The following is a 17990-nucleotide window of genomic DNA, read 5'->3' as shown; positions in this document are numbered from 1 at the left end:
TACCCAATCAGTATATTGCTGTTTTTAAGAATAATAAATAAAATCTTCGTTATGAATATCATTAATAATTTTTATATTTTTTTCATATATTAAAAGAGCTCATACCCTTTACAAAGTGACAATGTGTTAGAGAAATCTTCTGAAAATCTCTTTAGAATTTGATATGGAATTTTCATTGTTATTCTCTCATCGTTTTTGTTATGATAATGTTGGTTAGATAGTTCTAACTCAATAGACTAGTAGAGCTGTCTTATTCTGATTTAATTGTTTCGTAGATTGGAAAATCTACATAAGGAGGAAGCGATGAGAGAGAATTTTCAAAATATTGATGGGAAGAAGTTAGAAATTGTTCACGAAATAAAGTCCGCCTATGATGACGGTAAGATTTCCTTGGAAGAAGCCAGAAAAGCGCTGAAGGATAGAGTACAACACCTGGCCCCCTATGAAATTGCCATTATCGAGCAGGAAATGGTGGAGGAGACTGATGATGAATGTGTAAAGGAAGATATTCAGGCCATGCTGGAGGTCTTCCAGGATGTTTTAGTCACAAAGGATCAAGAGCTTCCGGAAAATCATCCCATCTCCTGTTACCGTAGGGAAAATGCCAAAATGAAGGAACTACTGCTTTCCGTTGAGGATTTGGTGCAGTACCCTCTCATTAAAAACCAATGGCTGGAGCTTTATGAAGACTTGTTGAAATTCAAGATTCATTTGTCCAGAAAGCAAAACCAATTATACCCGGTTTTGGAGAAGAAAGGCTTTACCCGTCCTACCACCACCATGTGGACTTTGGATGACTTTATCCGGGATGAGATTGCAGAGTGCTACAGTCTTCTCTTAGAGGATAAGGAAGAGGAATTTATCGGAAAGCAGGCTGAGCTTGTGGCGGATGTTCGGGATTTGATGGACAAGGAAGAAAATATCCTCTACCCCACCTCCTTGGAAATGATTAACGAAGAAGAATTTCGTTATATGGCTGAGGGAGACCAGGAAATCGGTTTTGCCTATATTACCGTTGAGCCGGAAAAATCTCCAAAGCAAAACATCTCCCATACCGCTTCTCAGAGTACCTCTCCCCTCTCCGGTCTTTCCTCTGCCCCGGGCTTTGCGGAAGAGCTTGCCGGTCTTCTAGGAAAATACGGTTTTAACAATAAGGAAGAAAAATTGAATGTTACTACCGGTCAGCTTACTCTGGAGCAGATTAATCTGATTTATCAGCATATGCCCGTGGATCTCTCCTACGTGGATGAAAATGAACTGGTTTGCTTCTACACCGACACCAAGCATAGAGTTTTTCCCAGAAGTAAAAATGTCATCGGAAGAGATGTGAAAAACTGTCACCCCAAGGCTTCTGTACATATCGTTGAAGAAATTATCAAGAAGTTCCGTTCCGGAGAGCAGGACAAGGCGGAGTTTTGGATTAATAAGCCGGACCTCTTTATTTACATCATCTACTATGCGGTTCGGGATGAAAACGGAAAGTTCAGGGGTGTGCTGGAAATGATGCAGGACTGCACCCATATCCGTTCCTTACAAGGCTCTCAAACTCTTCTAACCTGGGAGCAGCAGGAAAAGGGAGAAAGCAAGGAGACTTCTAAAGACGAAGACAAGAGGGAAGGCTCAGAGACTTCTAAAGATGTAGGCAATAAAGAAAGCACGGGGACTTTGGGAAACGAAGGAAACAGAGAAAGCACAGGGTCTTTGACAGCCGGCAAGCTGACGGAAATCACCGAAGACACCCTGCTAAAGGATATTTTGGAAGCGGATCCCAATGTAAAGACTCTCCTTTTCCGATTAAGCGACCGCTTTAAGGCCTTAAACACACCTCTGGCTCGTATTATGATGCCGAAAGCCACAGTGAAGATTATGAGTGAACGGGCAGAGGTGGATTTGGATACCCTGCTTCGAGAGCTTCGGGAGTATTTTAAACTATGAGCATTCAAGGTTTACTCTTAGGCCTGGTGTGTTTTCTCTGCATAGGGATATTTCACCCCATAGTGGTATATGCGGAATATTACTTTAGTAAGAAAATAGCCTGGCTATTTTTCTTCATAGGTCTATTCGCTTGTATCGCCAGCCTTTTTCTTCCTTCTCTATTCCTCTCCGGAAGTCTAGCCATCTTCGGCATTTCCTGCTTTTGGAGTATCCATGAATTATACGAACAGGAAAAGAGAGTGGAAAAAGGATGGTTCCCGAAAAATCCAAAGAGAAAATTTTAGGATTATAAAGAGACTTTAATCAGTTTTATAAATAGCCTTTATGCAGTATAGGTCTAAAACGGGGCACGCTCTCGCTAACCTCGCCACGCTGAGCAGTGGTTTAGGTTAACCACTGCTCACTTTGCTTCGCAAAGCAACGTCCTTCGGAAGTTGGCTTTGTCCAGGCTAGGCTTTTCTGAAGAAAAGTCTAGCCTTAGGGGTTCTAAGCTTTTAAAAGACAAAAGCCAAGAACCCACGGGCTCAGATTACCCCTTTTTAGACCTATACTGCATAACAGGCTACCCACTATTTCTGATTCGTTAAATCCTCTTTATAATCCTTCTAAATTTAAAGAGTACCGTACGCATAACGTACGGTACTCCTTTTTTGTTCTGATACTTCTTCTTAATCCTGGTAGTTTACAATCTTAGCAAACTCCTCTTTAAGGGATGCACCGCCGATTAATCCGCCATCAATGTTTGGCTTGGACAGAAGCTCCTTGCAGTTTCCGGCATTCATAGATCCGCCATACTGAATACGAATCTTCTCTCCTACCGCCTGGGAATAGATTTCGCAAATTACCTTACGGATGTATGCACAAACCTCTTCCGCCTGCTCAGCCGTTGCAGTCTTTCCGGTTCCGATGGCCCAGATTGGCTCATAAGCGATAACGCACTTTTCGGCATCCTCAGCGGAAATTCCCTGGAAAGCCGCCTTAATCTGCATGGAAATCCACTCGAAGTAAATGCCCATCTCTCTTTGCTCTAAGCTTTCTCCACAGCAAATGATAGGGGTAAGCCCCTTTTCCAAAGCCTTCTTAGCCTTCTTGTTGATATCCTCATCTGTCTCATGGAAATATCCTCTACGCTCGGAGTGTCCCATGATAACATACTTTACTCCTGCATCTACCAGCATATTGGCGGAGATTTCTCCGGTGTAAGCGCCGGCCTCTTCAAAATAAAGATTCTCCGCTCCAACGGAAATCTTGGAGCCCTGAAGCTTCTCCACTACAGGTACAATGTCGATAGCCGGTACACAGAAAACCACGTCCACCGCATCTGTATTTGCCAAGGGAAGCAGTTTATCGCATAAAGCCTTGGCCTCTGTTACGGTCATATTCATCTTCCAGTTTCCTGCAATAATTTTCTTTCTCATCTTCTCACCTATTTCCTACAATTTCTATCTATCTTATGCATAATACTCTATATACTGATTTCTGTATTTACTAACTACTGTCCTTAATGACATCTGTATATACTGACTTCTATGCATACAGATTTATCTGATTATTTATAGAACTTCTTACTTATTATTTGCAGCTGCAACGCCGGGAAGCTCTTTTCCCTCCAGGAACTCTAAGGAAGCTCCACCGCCGGTGGAAATATGAGTCATCTTATCTCCGAAGCCCAAGATATTCACCGCTGCGGCACTGTCTCCACCACCGATAATGGTAGTAGCCTCTGTCTCTGCCAAAGCCTTTGCTACTGCAATGGTTCCCTTAGCCAATACAGGATTCTCAAAAACGCCCATAGGTCCGTTCCATACCACAGTCTTTGCAGACTTCACCGCATTGGCAAAAAGCTCTGCAGACTTCGGTCCGATATCCAAGCCCAGCATATCTGCAGGAATTTCAGAAATATCCACGGTCTTTACCGCTAAGTTAGCATCATCAATAGGATCCGGGAAGGATGCCGCACAAACCGCATCCACAGGAAGCAGAATCTCACAGCCTAATTTCTTTCCCTTTTCAAGCATTTCTTTACAGTAGGAAAGCTTCTCGTCATCCACTAAGGACTTTCCGATTTCATAGCCCATAGCCTTTACGAAGGTAAATGCCATTCCTCCACCGATAATCAGAGTATTGCATTTCTCTAAAAGGTTGGAGATTACATTTAACTTATCGGACACCTTAGCACCGCCAAGAATGGCAACGAAGGGACGAACAGGATTTTCTACAGCCTGTCCCAGGAACTGAATTTCCTTCTGCATTAAGTAGCCCACTACAGCAGGTCCGGAAATAAACTGGGTCACACCAACGTTGGAGCAATGAGCTCTGTGTGCAGTTCCAAAAGCATCATTTACAAAAACATCTGCTAAAGAAGCCAATTCCTTGGAGAAAGCCTCTCCATTCTTAGTCTCCTCCGCACGGTAACGAGTATTCTCCAGAAGAACCACATCTCCGTCCTTCATCTTTTCTACTGCAGCTTTAGCATTTTCTCCTACTACAGTATCATCTTTGGCGAAAACCACAGGCTGTCCTAAAAGCTCGGAAAGACGCTTTGCTACAGGTGCTAAAGAAAGCTCAGGCTTTGGCTCTCCCTTTGGCTTTCCAAGGTGAGAACATAAAATCACCTTTCCGCCATCAGCAATCAGCTTCTTAATGGTAGGAAGCGCTGCCACAAGGCGGTTCTCATCGGTAATCTTTCCCTCTTTTAAAGGTACATTAAAATCACAACGGCATAAAACCCTCTTGCCTTTTACGGAAATGTCATCTACGGATTTCTTGTTTAATTCTGCCATGCTAATCTCCTTCTCTACTTCGGAAAAAGCCACCGGATCCACTCCGGCGGCTTTCCGCAAAAATCTATGCCTATAAAATTACTTTACAAACTTCTCGAAGTACTTAATGGTACGAACCATCTGAGAAGTGTAGGAGTTCTCGTTGTCATACCAAGATACAACCTGAACCTCATAAAGGTCATCTCCCACCTTGGATACCATGGTCTGAGTAGCATCGAAAAGAGATCCATAGGTCATTCCGATGATATCGCTGGAAACCAACTCTTCCTCTGTGTAGCCAAAGGTCTCAGGATCGGAAGCCTTCTTCATAGCAGCATTGATAGCTTCCTTGGTAACTTCCTGAGAAGACTTAACAACTGCGAAAAGGAGGGTTGTGGAACCTGTTGGAACAGGAACTCTCTGTGCAGAACCGATTAACTTACCGTTTAACTCAGGGATAACCAAGCCGATAGCCTTAGCAGCACCGGTAGAGTTTGGAACGATGTTGATAGCTCCTGCGCGAGCTCTTCTTAAATCTCCCTTTCTCTGTGGTCCGTCAAGGATCATCTGGTCTCCGGTGTAAGCATGGATAGTTGCCATGATACCGGACTGAATTGGAGCGAAATCATTTAAAGCCTTAGCCATCGGTGCAAGACAGTTGGTGGTGCAGGATGCTGCGGAAATGATGTTGTCCTCAGCCTTAATGGTCTCATGGTTAACATTGTATACGATAGTAGGAAGATCATTTCCTGCAGGTGCGGAAATAACTACCTTCTTAGCACCGGCCTGGATATGAGCATTTGCCTTATCCTTGGAGGTGTAGAAACCTGTACACTCAAGAACTACGTCTACGGAAAGCTGTCCCCAAGGTAACTTGGAAGCGTCAGCCTCCTTGTAAATCTTAATCTTCTTTCCCTTAACTTCGATATAGTCTTCTCCGGCAACTACTGTATCTTCATACTTATATCTTCCCTGAGAAGAATCATACTTTAAAAGGTGCGCAAGCATCTTAGGATCGGTTAAATCGTTGATGGCAACAATCTCTGTTCCTTCATGATCAAACATCTGACGAAATGCCAAACGTCCGATACGTCCAAATCCGTTAATCGCTACTTTTACTGCCATATACTTTTCCTCCTACATGATAAATCATTTTAATTTCTTAAACAGCACGTTCATTCTATTGCAGGCAATGTGTTTTTGCAAGTACAAATGACGAAAAAACGCAAGTTTTCACCAAATGTTTACAGATTTCCAAAAAGAAAAATTAAATCATTATTAAAATAATTATTTTTAAATCTAATTCCGCTTTATTGAAGTTCTTACCCTCCTTCTTATTCCGGAAACCATAGCATAAAAAAAGAGCGGTAAAATCAAAATATATATAGGTTTACGGCAATATAGGTCTAAATACGGGGTAGTCTGAGCCCGTCGGTACTTGCGAAAAACAAGTGAAATGCAGTTTTTCGCTTAGTATCCGCTACGTGGCGATGCTAGCGAGAGCGTGCCCCGATTTTAGACCTATATTGCTTAGAAAACCATTTTGATTTTACCGCTCTTTTTTTAAATCATCGTTTTCACATAACCCGCCACATTATCCGCATGGTCGGAAATTCTTTCCAAGTCGGAAATGACATCCAAGAAAATTACACCGGCCTGAGGCACACAGTCCCCGGAGCTTAATCTTAGAATATGGGTCTCTCTCATATCCTCTTCCATCTCATCCACCTGATCCTCCAGATGAGCTGTCCTTACCACAGCATCCAAGTCATTGTTCTCAAAGGCATCAATACTGGCTTCAAAGGACTCCATAACCTTATTGGAAATCTTCTTTAAATCATCCTGACCGATTTCCGAGAAAGAGATATCGTGATCCTGAGCATACTGAGCCTGCTCCGCAATATTTTCCGCATGATCCGCAGCTCTTTCCACATCGGTAATGGTATTAAACATATTGGTCACTTCCAGCTTCTGGTTCTCATTTAAAGAAAGATTTCCGATATGAATCAGATAATCCGTCAGAAGCTTCTGCATGTTATCAATGATTTTCTCTCTGGCATAAACCTCTTGGATTTCTTCCACCTTCTCTTCCAGTAAGATGCCCATGGCGTGAGAGATATTTACCGCCGTAATTCTGGCCATATTGACAACCTCTGCCTTAGTAGCGGAAATGGCGATGGCGGGAGATTCCAAAATACGCTTGTCCAAGTGCTGAATCAGATTCTTCTCCACCTCCGTGTAGTGGTTCGGATTCTCCTCATCCTCCTTATCCTGCTTACTCTCTCTAACCAAAGTTCCGGAAAGATTCACCAGTAGATCTCCAAATGGGAATAAAACAACGGTACAGGATACGTTAAATATGGTATGGAAGAGGGAAATTTCCACTGGGCTTAATTGTCCCTGGAAAAAACTCTTCATTGGAAGACTTAAAAAGAAAATAATAGCTCCGAACAAAATCGCACCGGTCACATTAAAGAGAAGGTGAATTACCGCCGCTCTCTTAGCGGTTCTGGAGGCTCCGGTAGAGGAAAGCATAGCGGTTACACAGGTACCGATGTTTTGTCCCAGAGTGATATAGAAGCCCGCGGCTCTCGGTACCGCACCGGATAAAGCCAAGGTCTGAAGGATGGATACGGAAGCTGCAGAGGACTGGATAATTCCCGTTACCACCGCACCGGTTAAAATACCAAGAATAGGATTTCCTCCCATTACCTGAAAGGCTTTCGCAAAAATAGGAGAATCCGCATAGGGAGACACGGAATCACTCATAAATTCCAAGCCGATAAAGATAAAACCTACACCGATACAGAAATTGGCTACAAGGTCATCTTTACCTTTTTTCCCAAAAAGAAGGCGGAAGGCACCCACTCCCACTAAGAGTGGTGCAAAAAATTCCGGCTTCAAAAAAGCCAGGGAGGAACTGGACACCTGGGTTAAGGAAACCATCCAAGCGGTAATGGTGGTTCCGATATTGGCACCCATGATAATGCCGACAGACTGACTAAGATTCAAGATTCCGGCATTTACAAAACCTACCACCATAACGGTGGTTGCAGAGGAGGATTGCACAAGAGCTGTTATGGCTGCTCCTAAAACAACGGCCATCACACGATTTCCCGTTACCAAATTCAGGAATTTGGACATACGGGAGCTGGCGGCTTTTTGCATACCGTCACTCATCACCGTCATACCGTATAGAAACATTCCCAAACCACCAATTAAGCCAAAAAGGCTTCCGATGAATTCCATGATTCTCTTTTCTCCCCTTTTCTTTAGACCCGTAAAGAGACCGTTTCCTTCTGCTCTTCTTATAGTCTATAACCTACCCGACTTCCCTCCTGAGAAATCCTGTAACGTAAAAAAAGCCAGTGTAAAAACACTTGGCTTAGTATACAAATACTTTCTTAAAAAAACAAGGAATTTCTCTTGAGTCAGGAGAGGGGCAGAGAAAACCCGCACTACAAAAAGCCTTGTTCCCAGCTTCCTACAATGTTTTTCAATGCCATATTCGTTCCTATCTCATTTCCTTTTAAATTATCGACCTATTTCAAATTCATATAAGAAGAGGATGTAAAAAATCAAAATAATTTTTTACATCCCCTTCTTAGAAAAATCTTATTCCTCTGAATCTCCAAAGCTATCTGTATAAGGAAGACCTGCATCCTGTACATCCTGCTTTTCTTCTCCAATGGGATAAGCCAGGAAGGAGTTCTTGTCCCACTGCACTACGCCGATGGAAGTCACTAATCCGCAAATAAAAGTGAACAACAGCTGTAAACCGAGATTCTTAAAATAATCTGCTTGCAAATTGGCCGTTTCCACAATAGCCACTACATTTTTAAACGTAAAAGACAGGCTGAGCTTTGTTCCCTCCATGCCGAACATATCCGGTGTAAAATATCGCTGAATCATTAATGCCCAATCCAGGCGGTTAATTAAGTACATAGCTGCCAGCATAATAATGGCGGAGATGATAATACCGATCTTTTGAATTCGACCGGCAAAAACTTTATATCCTCCCATAACCAAACCGCCCATGACTACACCGCCAAACCAGCTTACATAGCCCAACTGAGAAATACAGAGAACCACTGCCCCTGCTACCACCGCGCCTAAAAGAGCACCTACTGTTCCCAATAAGATACTGCTTGATCCTCTAAGGGCAATCTTATCCTGTTTTTCCTGAATTCCTCTTTCAATCTCCGCATATTCCGATTTTGTAATAATCTTTACTCCCTGAGCAAAATAGGTGGATACTCCCTGAGTAACGCCGCTGATTTCCGAACAATTCTGAAATCCCCTATCCTGCAGGAATCTGGCCAAAGCCGGTAAAATCTCTTGGAATCTTTTCACTGTACCGTCCTTGGTAAAGGCTCCGCCAAGGGTGAAAACCACACGATAATTTTTCTTGTTCACTCCTATAGTCTTTAAATATTTATTATACTCTTTTATGCCTTCAAAGTCCGCCTTTGTGGGCTTCTCCCCTTTGGTAACGGAAATATTCAGATAATACAGGGACCCTTTATCCGCATTTGTAATCAGCATATCATAACCGCCGACCTCTCCCACTGCAGCATTACCGTTCTTATCATAATAAAACCCTAAGCCCTCTGCCAAAGTCTTCACTAAAACCATCTTTTATTTCCTCCGATATTTTTTGGAATCTTAATTTCTTAAGAATACTCCGTAAATTTTATGAACCTTTTCCATTATACAGATTTCCTCTAAAAAAGCTACTCTCTTTTTTCTACAAAAAAAGCCTGAAATCGAGACAGCTTGGAACGTCTCGTTTTCAGACCTTTACTGCAAAACTATTCTTTTAAAAATTCTTTAAGGAGCCTATTTAAGAGGAAAATCCATAGTAGATATTTACTCCCTTAACCAATCCATCTGCCAGATTGTTTAAGGTCTTTTCACCATGGTCGGAAACCTTATCTCCCAGCTCAATGTCTACAGAAGGAATGGTGGAATAGGATGTTTGGGTTAAATCCATATCCATTCTTCCCTTTCCGAAAATCTTCACTCCCTGTCCCTTTAAACCGCTGATTAAGCTGTCTCCCAGCTTTTCGTGGTTCTGCCAGTTACTTGCCACCGGCTCCATTCTCTTTAATCCATCCGGAACGGACATAAAGAATGCACCCTTGTCCTTGGTGGTTGCATCCCAATGCAGAGCAATATGGGCATCCGCCTTGTTGTTGGCTAAAACGGTACGGGCAATATTGTCCAGCTGTACATCCTCTTCACTGCGAATCATCAGCACATCATAACCCTCTGCCAGAAGCTTTTTCCCTAAAATATGAGCCATCTGCAATGTTACGGTAGCTTCTCTGGTGCCGTCCTGGAAGGTCATACCGGAGGACACTGCCGAAGCCGTAGTCACGCCTGCCGCATTGGTTCCGCCGGTTAACTTTCTGGTGCCGTCCGGATGGCAAAGGGTTCTCTGCTTCTCTCCCCCCTTGGTTCCGTGACCTGCATTTACCGCAATGGTAATATGCTTCGGCTCTTTAACATCACTGGTATATAAAACGGCCTTTCCTGTATTGATTTTAGAATTTCCCGCATACTTCCAGTTTAAATTTAAACCGATTTCCGTTGCGGCGAAGCTTTGCATCCCCATCACAAGGGATAAGGCCATAGCTAAAACTACTCCTCTTGCTTTCATTTTACTCCCTCTTTTCCTTTTTTATTCTCCTAGTATATCGACCGTTTAAGCATAACGAAGTAGCCTTTTCTATACAAGCCCCTTTCCTTTACAGTGCCATTACGGATTTCTTACAGCACCAAATGGGATACGGCAAACCATAAAAGAATCACGCCGCCAAAGAGAATTCTATAGTAAGCAAAGGGAAGGAAATTATGACTGCGAATATAGCGCAGTAAAAAACGAATACAGTATAGGCTGACAAAATAGGACAAGAGCATGGATAAAAGTAACATAAACCATTGTCCTGCACCGAAATTCCCTGCATGCTTAATCAGTTTTAAAAGACTGGCTCCTGCCATCACCGGCACACTTAAGAAGAAGGAGAATTCCGTGGCTGCCAATCTTCCTACCGATAGAAGCATGGCGCCCAAAATAGTAGCTCCTGAACGGGAGGTTCCCGGTATCAGAGCCAAGCACTGGAAAAGTCCAATCAGAAGCGCATTTTTCCAAGAAAGTTCCTCTACAGTTAAAGTATGAAACTGATGTCCCTCATTTCTTCTTTCCAGTAAAATGAAGAAGATACCATAGAGAATCAGCATCAGTGAGACCACAAAGGCATTGTAAAGATGAGCATCCAAAAAATCATCCAGCAAAAGTCCCAAAACCGCTGCAGGAAGACAAGCTACTAAAATTTTTCCGATCAAAATACATTTTCCCTGCTCCAAGTAGTAGCCTTTCCCCTGAGATCTTCTTGCTACGGGCCAGATACGGAAGAAAAATTCTTTGATTACCGCTCCAACCGCCCCCAGCTGAATCAAAACTTCAAAGGTGGAGAAAAACTCCTTGCTTTGCTGCAATGGAATAATACTTTGCAGTAAAATCATATGTCCTGTGGAGGAAATGGGAAGCCACTCGGTAAAGCCCTCCACCAAAGAGAAAACAATGACTTTTAATAACTCAACAATGTTCATGAAATATTCTAACCTTTCTATTCTTATGCCTTTAAAGCCCAATCAATTTCCTCCTGCCCTTCCTTTCGAAGGTAGGCGTTACACTGAGAAAAGGGCTTGGAACCGAAAAATCCCCTATAAGAGCTTAAGGGACTTGGATGGGGGGCTTTTAAGATCAATCGTCTTTTTTGATGAATCATCTTTGCCTTACTCTGGGCGGAAGAGCCCCAAAGGATATAAACCACAGGCTCTTCCTTTTCTTCTATAGCCCGAATAGTGGCATCCGTAAATTCCTCCCATCCGATGCCCCTATGGGAATTGGCCTCATGGGCTCTAACCGTAAGCACCGTGTTTAAAAGAAGCACCCCCTGTTTTGCCCAGGCATCCAGCTCTCCGCTCTTCGGAATTTCACATCCTATATCCTCCTGTAATTCTTTAAAAATATTCTGTAAGGAAGGGGGAAAGGGAATGCCTTTTCCTACGGAAAAGGATAAGCCCTGGGCCTGCCCAAAGTTATGGTAGGGGTCCTGTCCCAAAATGACGACCTTTACCTTTTCATAGGGACAAAGGCTATAGGCCCGGAAAAGCTTTTCCTTGGGAGGAAAAATAGTATGATGCTTATACTCTTCTCTCACGGTTTCATAGAGTTTTTTATAATAGGGTTTTTGAAATTCTCCCTGCAGCTTGCTTAGCCACTGCCCTTCAATCATAATGTTCCTCTTCCCTTTTTGTTGGTAACTTGTTTGTAAAGATCATAGAGGAAAGATCCCGTCTTTCCCTCATTGGGATATTCATCCTCTCCAATGTCTAAAATATATTTATCGAAAGCATTAATAATTTTTGTTCCCGAAGAATGCATACTTTCTTGTTTATAGGCAGCTCCATAGCTTTTATGAATATGCCCGTGAATCATGTACTTGGGTTTGTATTTTTGCAATAAATCCTCAAAGGCCTGAAAACCCTGATGGGGCAAATCTTCCATATCCCCGTAGCCCTTTACCGGTGCATGGGTCAGTAAAATATCAAAACCGTTCTTTAGGACAATGTCTTTTCTTACTTTCTGAATCCGCTTCTGCATCTCCTGCTCCGTATACATATGATCTCCCGGCTTATAACGGAGGGAGCCTCCCAGCCCCAGTATACGAAGACCTTTAAAGTCATAGACCTTATCTTCAATGCACTCACAGCCCAGGGGCGGTCTTTTCTCGTAGCCCTGGTCATGATTTCCGTGCACATAAAGAAGAGGTGCCTTTCCCATGGTAACCAAAAATTGCAGGTAATCGGAATGTAAATCTCCTGCGGAAAGAATCAAGTCGATATCCTTTAACTTTCCCTTGTCAAAATGGTCCCATAGCCCTTTATTTTCTTCATCTGCTATACATAATATTCTCACAGTAAAAATCCTCCCGACAGGATAGCCTCTTGGGATTCTTTGGTAAAGCAATCTAAGGGGGGAATTTCTCCCACCACATTGTCATTTAGCCAACGCATATCTACAATTTCTTCCAAATCCAAACTTTCGTCTCCTTCCCTTCTAAGCTTTTCGCTTTGGCTGTGAATTTCTCCGGAGAACGGCGCAAGACTTCCTTCTACGATTTCTTTTCTTAGGATAGAAACCAATTTTTTAGAAGCATAGCTTAAATCCCTGGAAAGGATAATATCAATCACTCCTTCCTTCAGTCCAAAGTAGTAGTTCAAGGCATTGTGAGCCTTGGCTAAACTGTTGGCATGGTATGAGCCCTCTAAAATGGACTGCAAAATCAAGGCATAATACTTTCCCCAGTCATAAACCGGAGCCGCCACATTAAAGACCTTCTCTCCCTCTTCTCTGATATACAGTCCGAACTCTCTGCTGACTTCCGTGGGTTTTGCAAATTCCGGTCCGGAAATCGTTTTGATTCCCTGCTTCCGAAACTCTTCCTTCCAGTTTCCGTCCTGCAAACCGCTCCAGGAAAGATGTACTTTGCTCCAGGGATTGATAAACTGGGCGCCGATGGCGAAGGCATTGATATTAGCAATGGTTCCGTAAAGAGGAAACTGCTCCACATAACCTAAATCATTTCCATCGGTAATGGATGCCGCCAAAGCTCCCATCAAAAACTTGGCTTCATACATTCTTCCATAGTAAGTACGAATGGAATTGTAAGAGGTATTTACCGAACAATTCAGGATGGAGGTCTCCGGATGCTCCAGAGCCATCTTGATACTGACCTGAGCCATCAAACTGGCTGTAGTGAAAATGAGCTCCGCTCCCCAATGAATAGCCTCTTCTATACTGTCCTGAATACGCTCCTCCGTATTACAGGACTCGAAAATCTTCGTTTCCACCAAGCCCCGGAACTTCTCCATAATGTAATTTCGTCCCAACTCATGGGCGTAGGCCCAGGTGGAATCCTGTACCGTACGTTCATACAGAAAAGCAATCTTCAGAGGATGCTTTCCGTTATAAAGCTTTCCGCTCTGGAACAGGTCCATAAAACCGCTGACTTTTTTCACTTCTTCAGGATTCTGTACCAGCACCACGTCTCCGGCAGATTTTCTGTATTCATTCCAAAGACGTTCGATATTTTCTTTAATTTCCTCCGTGCTGTTATGCAAAATGGATTCCATCCCGAAGACGGTAAGATAAACATAGAAAGCATCTCCGATGGTATTTCCCAGCTTTCCTCCGCCCATTTGCATATAAAGCTCCGCAAAACGGGAATAGGCTGCCCGAAGGTCTCGGCAAAGCTCCTCTTCCCAAAGCTCTCCGGGTTTTTTCCCCATTACCTGACAAAGACGGTCATAGGCACCCAGCTCGGAAAAACGAATTCTATAGATTCCGGTACATTTATAAAAATCCACAAATTCATAATACAGTTTATTTTCCCGTTCCTCTGTGCGCTTCGGTAATATACGAATTACTGTAGCGGGAATGGAAACCGCATCATTAAAGCGGCTGACGGAAACTCTCTTGTTTCCCTCCTGCACATAGAATTTATACATATATTCATAAACCAAGATAGGCTCACGAACGCCCTCTTCCTTGACGGAATCATAAAGAGCCGACCATTTAAAGGCAAATTCCGTTTTTGCCCCTAAAATCGGCATGAAATTCTTGGCAAAGGCCTGCTGTCTTCCGGTGGTTTTGGTTCCTACAATATCTTCCAAGGGTATCTCCAGGACACCAAGGCGGTTCTCTCCCTGTATATCTTCATCCTTTAATTTATCATCCAAAGCTTCCAAGTAAGGATACTGCCCCGTCAAAAGGGCATTTCTATAGGCTCTGTCTCCTAATTTTTTGGCTTCTAAATAATCCTCTATCATGAATACTCCTCTCTAAGAAACAATAAACCGATTCCTGACGAGTAAATTTCTTGCCATATTTTAGCATAAGTTCCTTGTTTTGCGACAATATACAAGCGTAAATTTTTATTAACCTTAGTTCCGTACGAAACCTTAGTTCTTTACAAATCCTTAGTTCTGTATAAAAGCTTAGCTCTGTAAAAGCCTCTATGTAATATAGGTCTGAAAACGGGGCATTTTCGGAATCCCCATCTTCAGACCTATTCTTTAGAAGCATTATTTCTTATTTTGATTTTTTACCGTAAGACCTGTGTTAAAGCACTTATCAAAAATTCTATAGAGAATGCCCGACAAAAAGCCCTATCAGACTCCCCGGGATTCTATATTACTGTGGTCCCTGGGTATTGCCTTCCTGAATGGTTCCCTGTCCCTGAGCACCGCCGGGAGTAGTGGAAGAGGAATTGCTTCCACCGGGGCCGTTACTGCTTGGACCGTCTCCGTTTGCAGGACTACTTTGGGTATTGCTGTCTCCTCCCGGAGTATTGCTGCCGGTTCCGCCGGGTCCTACATTGTTGTTATTGTTGTTATTGTTGCTATTGTTGTTATTGTTGTTATTGTTGCTATTGTTGTTGGCATTCGCATTGGCTTCGGTAGCCGTTACATTGGAAGTATCGGAGGTACATACACCGTGCTCATTGAAGCTAAAGTCTCTTCCCTCCAGATTAACGGTGGTATTGCTGAGCATCTTTCCGTCCTGCAAGTAGTAGTAATGGCTCTTCTCCTTTAACCATCCCTTCACCATCTTACCGTTATCCTGGAAATAGTACCAAACATTCTCAATCTTGGTCCAAGCTCTTGCCATCTTACCGTTGGCCGGATCCAAATAATACTTATTGCCGTCGGTGTCCGTCTTCCAGCCTGTTTCCATATTGCCGTTGCTTGCGGAAAGATAGTAGTAAGTTCCGTTTAATTGTAACCATCCGGTCTGCATAGCACCGTCATTTCCAAAATAATACCACTTATCGGAAATCTTCTGCCACTGTCCCATAACCAAAGAGCCGTCTTCCGGACGGAAATAGTACCATTTATCGGAAATCTTTCTCCATCCCTTGGCCATAACACCAGAAGCCTTCAGATAATACCAAACGTCCTTTCCGTCCTTCTGCAACTTCAACCAGCCGGTCTGCATGGTACCGTCTGTCTTTAAGTAATACCACTGCTTATCAATCTCTCTCCAACCGGTTACCATAAGGCCCGATGGACGAAAGTAGTGCCAGGCGTTATTAATCTTCTTCCAGCCGGTTACCATATAGGTATCGGCTCCAATGTAATAATATCCGGAAGATGTATGAATCCACTTTCCGCTAACCTTCTGATTGGTCTTAGGATCCACAAAGTAATACTTTCCGTCCTGCTGTCCCCATCCCGCCGCAAAGGCTGTCAGCGAAAGGCCGGCTACACAGAGCCCAAGCGCCAAAGCTTTTATGCCGAATTTCTTTCCCAGTTTCATAATCTTCCTCCCTTTAAAACGGATTCTATATAAGTCTATGAAAAAGGCAGCTCTCCTATAGAAAACTGCCTATTTTCGTCTTTTCTAAACTATAGCATAGCAAGCTTTCAAATTTCTATACTAAGCTCTTACTTTTCCTTAACAATTATAAGAATTTTTTCCGTTTTTAAGGATGTTTCTTAGCTCTTTAAGCCTAATTCCTTATTCAGCCAGTTCAATCCTGTTCTGGTGACATAGTTATAGGGCTGATTGAAGTGAGGCATAAAGAAGAGATCCACCAAGGGAAGCTCCGGCATGGTCAGTCCCTTCTGAATAGCCAAAGAGAAGAAATGAATGATGGCGGTTGCATCGTAGGTGGAGCCTAACTGGCAACCCACAATCTTTTTATCATCCTTCTTGTAAACAATACGAATCTTCACCTTTGGATTCTCCACTTCCATGAAGGCAGGGAACTGGGTATCCTCGTAATCCTCGTAGGATACGTCCATGCCTTCTCTCTCCGCTGCCGCTAAGGAAAGTCCGGTACAAGCCAGCTTGTAGCCGTAGATGCCTAAAGCACTGGAGCCCTGAACGCCTAAGCTCTCTACAGGAGTTCCGCAGATGTTATGGCCTGCTACAACGCCGGAGCGTACCGCATTGGTCGCCAAAGCGATATAATTTTCTCTGCCTCTTGCATTGTCATAAAGGCTTGCACAGTCTCCGATGGCATAAACGGAAGGATCGCTGGTCTGCTGCTTTCTGTTTACCAGATAAGCGCCGTTTTGATACAGCTTTAAGTGGTCCGCTCCCAGACTTGCATTCGGTCTGAAGCCCACAGCACAGATTACCATATCCGCATCATATACCCCCTTATCGGTCTTAACACCGGATACCTTACCTTCTCCTAAGAACTCTTCTACCTTCTCCCCTAAAGCAAGCTTAATGCCGTGCTCTTCCATTCTGTTCTTTAACTCATCGGAGAAGGGAGCATCAAAATATCCTGCAAGGATACGATCCACCATATCGATCAAGGTTACTTCCAAGCCAAGACGCTGGAAGGCTTCCGCAAGCTCCACACCGATATAGCCTCCTCCAAGGACACATACCTTCTTGAACTCGCCCTTGTTCTTCAGCTTTTCGATAACCTCTGCAGCGTTCTGGTAAAGCTTTACCATCTGCACATTCTCTAAATCAAATCCCTTTACCGGGATTCTGTTGGGGATGGATCCTGTAGCAAAAACCAAGTTGTCGTAGTAATCTTCAATCACCTGTCCATCCTTAAGCTGTACCTTAACGGTCTTCTTGTCATAATCCACGGAAAGCACCTGAGACTCCATGTTTACCTTTGCTCCCTTTGTCAGAAAGTCCTGAGGCTTTGCATAGAACAGGCCGTCTCCGGAATGAATCTGTTCTCCGATCCAGAGTGCCATTCCACATCCTAAAAAGGAAATGTTGCTGTTCTGGTCATAAATGGTAAGCTCCTGATTGGGATAAGACAGAATGGTGTTTGCGCAGGCTGTTCCTGCGTGGTTAGCTCCTACTAGTATTGTTTTTGCCATGGGATTCCTCCTTGAATTTTGATATTTTTTTAGCAATAGAATTATTTTATACCATTTTACGGAGAATAAAAGTAAAAATAGTATAAAGAATTGTTCTTATTTCTTATCGACGATTTGGATAGGCGTCATAAGCCATAGCTATAAGCCATAAGGGAACTGTAAAAAATTAAAATAATAAATAGATTTTCGGCAATATAGGTCTAAATGAGGGGGTAGTCTGAGCTCGTCGGTACTTGCGAAAAACAAGAGAATCGAAGTTTTTCGCTTAGTATCCGCAAGGACAGACTTTTCATCAGAAAAGTCGTCCTGTAACAGACCAACTTCCGAAGGAATTTGCTTTGCGATCGAGTAGGAGGCGGCGACTAA

Annotated in this window: 15 protein-coding genes; 2 read left to right on the top strand and 13 right to left on the bottom strand. The window is 43.2% G+C overall.

What is annotated here, in order from left to right:
- Positions 1-303: 303 nt before the first annotated feature.
- Positions 304-1935, top strand: a complete 1632-nt coding sequence (locus RYO92_RS07865; RefSeq protein WP_315370024.1) for a DUF438 domain-containing protein — start codon at positions 304-306, stop codon at positions 1933-1935.
- The gene (locus tag RYO92_RS11180) at positions 1932-2219 is read left to right on the top strand and encodes a DUF4491 family protein (RefSeq protein ID WP_308579394.1); all 288 of its coding nucleotides are present in this window, start codon (positions 1932-1934) and stop codon (positions 2217-2219) included. The genes RYO92_RS07865 and RYO92_RS11180 overlap by 4 nt, the downstream gene beginning before the upstream one ends.
- A gap of 384 nt (positions 2220-2603) precedes the next feature.
- Here RYO92_RS11180 and tpiA read toward each other — a convergent pair whose 3' ends face one another.
- The 13 genes from tpiA to RYO92_RS07795 all read right to left on the bottom strand — a co-directional run.
- Complete coding sequence (gene tpiA, locus RYO92_RS07855; protein WP_308579393.1) at positions 2604-3353, bottom strand: triose-phosphate isomerase; 750 nt, start codon at positions 3351-3353, stop codon at positions 2604-2606.
- A 147-nt stretch (positions 3354-3500) separates the two neighbouring features.
- The gene (locus RYO92_RS07850) at positions 3501-4718 is read right to left on the bottom strand and encodes a phosphoglycerate kinase (protein ID WP_183681873.1); all 1218 of its coding nucleotides are present in this window, start codon (positions 4716-4718) and stop codon (positions 3501-3503) included.
- Positions 4719-4796: 78 nt separating this feature from the next.
- Entirely contained in the window at positions 4797-5822 is a 1026-nt protein-coding gene (gene gap / locus RYO92_RS07845) for a type I glyceraldehyde-3-phosphate dehydrogenase (protein WP_007155861.1), read from the bottom strand.
- 438 nt (positions 5823-6260) lie between these two features.
- Positions 6261-7946 (bottom strand): Na/Pi cotransporter family protein, encoded by a 1686-nt coding sequence (locus RYO92_RS07840; protein WP_183681870.1) that lies wholly within the window; start codon positions 7944-7946, stop codon positions 6261-6263.
- Between the two features lie 366 nt (positions 7947-8312).
- Positions 8313-9332, bottom strand: a complete 1020-nt coding sequence (locus RYO92_RS07835; RefSeq protein ID WP_314328939.1) for a hypothetical protein — start codon at positions 9330-9332, stop codon at positions 8313-8315.
- Between the two features lie 208 nt (positions 9333-9540).
- Positions 9541-10359 carry an N-acetylmuramoyl-L-alanine amidase family protein gene (locus tag RYO92_RS07830; protein ID WP_183681864.1) on the bottom strand — a complete coding sequence of 273 codons (819 nt, stop codon included), beginning with the start codon at positions 10357-10359 and terminating at the stop codon, positions 9541-9543.
- A gap of 110 nt (positions 10360-10469) precedes the next feature.
- The gene (locus RYO92_RS07825; protein WP_007155856.1) at positions 10470-11312 is read right to left on the bottom strand and encodes an undecaprenyl-diphosphate phosphatase; all 843 of its coding nucleotides are present in this window, start codon (positions 11310-11312) and stop codon (positions 10470-10472) included.
- Between the two features lie 23 nt (positions 11313-11335).
- Entirely contained in the window at positions 11336-12001 is a 666-nt protein-coding gene (locus RYO92_RS07820) for a uracil-DNA glycosylase (protein ID WP_314345637.1), read from the bottom strand.
- Positions 11998-12684 carry a metallophosphoesterase family protein gene (locus RYO92_RS07815; protein WP_315370023.1) on the bottom strand — a complete coding sequence of 229 codons (687 nt, stop codon included), beginning with the start codon at positions 12682-12684 and terminating at the stop codon, positions 11998-12000. Before RYO92_RS07815 ends, RYO92_RS07820 begins: the two co-directional genes overlap by 4 nt.
- Positions 12681-14597: a BMP family ABC transporter substrate-binding protein gene (locus tag RYO92_RS07810; RefSeq protein WP_314345632.1), complete on the bottom strand. Its 1917-nt coding sequence runs from the start codon at positions 14595-14597 to the stop codon at positions 12681-12683. Before RYO92_RS07810 ends, RYO92_RS07815 begins: the two co-directional genes overlap by 4 nt.
- A 364-nt stretch (positions 14598-14961) precedes the next feature.
- Positions 14962-16086 carry an N-acetylmuramoyl-L-alanine amidase family protein gene (locus tag RYO92_RS07805; protein WP_314345629.1) on the bottom strand — a complete coding sequence of 375 codons (1125 nt, stop codon included), beginning with the start codon at positions 16084-16086 and terminating at the stop codon, positions 14962-14964.
- 179 nt (positions 16087-16265) lie between these two features.
- Positions 16266-17624, bottom strand: a complete 1359-nt coding sequence (nox, locus tag RYO92_RS07800; RefSeq protein WP_315370022.1) for a H2O-forming NADH oxidase — start codon at positions 17622-17624, stop codon at positions 16266-16268.
- A 138-nt stretch (positions 17625-17762) separates the two neighbouring features.
- Positions 17763-17990: hypothetical protein (locus tag RYO92_RS07795; protein ID WP_315370021.1), on the bottom strand; the 228-nt coding region annotated here is incomplete at its 5' end.

The sequence above is a fragment of the Oribacterium sinus genome, from assembly GCF_963553175.1.
GTDB classification, from domain to species: domain Bacteria; phylum Bacillota; class Clostridia; order Lachnospirales; family Lachnospiraceae; genus Oribacterium; species Oribacterium sinus_B.
The sequence above is the reverse complement of the archived record's forward strand: the minus strand, read 5'-3'. Positions and strand labels throughout refer to the sequence as shown.